At 60.3% G+C, this 443-nt stretch carries 1 protein-coding gene; it reads left to right on the top strand.

Going from position 1 to position 443, the window contains the following annotated elements; translation table 11 throughout:
* Positions 1 to 443 (top strand): hypothetical protein (locus RAD15_RS43895; RefSeq protein WP_458184876.1); only part of this gene is annotated, 443 nt, incomplete at both ends.

The raw sequence follows: 443 nt of genomic DNA, 5'->3' as shown, positions 1-443 counted from the left end.
GTTCTCGCTCCGTCGCAACTGGGTGGACCTCGGCACGCGCGACGAGCAGATCAAGCGTGATACGTTCCGCGTGGTTGCGGGTATCCGGGGAGATTTCAACACCGACTGGAACTACGAAATCTCGGCGAACTACGGCGAGCACAAAGAGAACAACATTATCACCGGCAACGTCAACACGCAGCGATTCCTGCTGGCGATTGACACGACCAAGAATGCTGCCGGCCAGATCGTTTGCCGTTCTCAGGTCAACCCTGTCTATGCTGGGGAGGATGTCGCCGGCAATGCTGCGCAACTTGCCAAGGATGTCGCGGCCTGCGTTCCGCTGAATCCGTTCGGCCAGGGCAGCGTGAGCGATGCGGCCAAGGCCTATCTGCTCATGCCGACCACCGCGAGCGGCAAGGCAACCCAGTTCGTCGCAAGCGGCTTCGTGTCGGGTAATCTGG

Source organism: Bradyrhizobium sp. 14AA, assembly GCF_054185205.1.
Note: the sequence above shows the minus strand (reverse complement) of the source record. Positions and strands in the feature narration are given on the sequence as shown.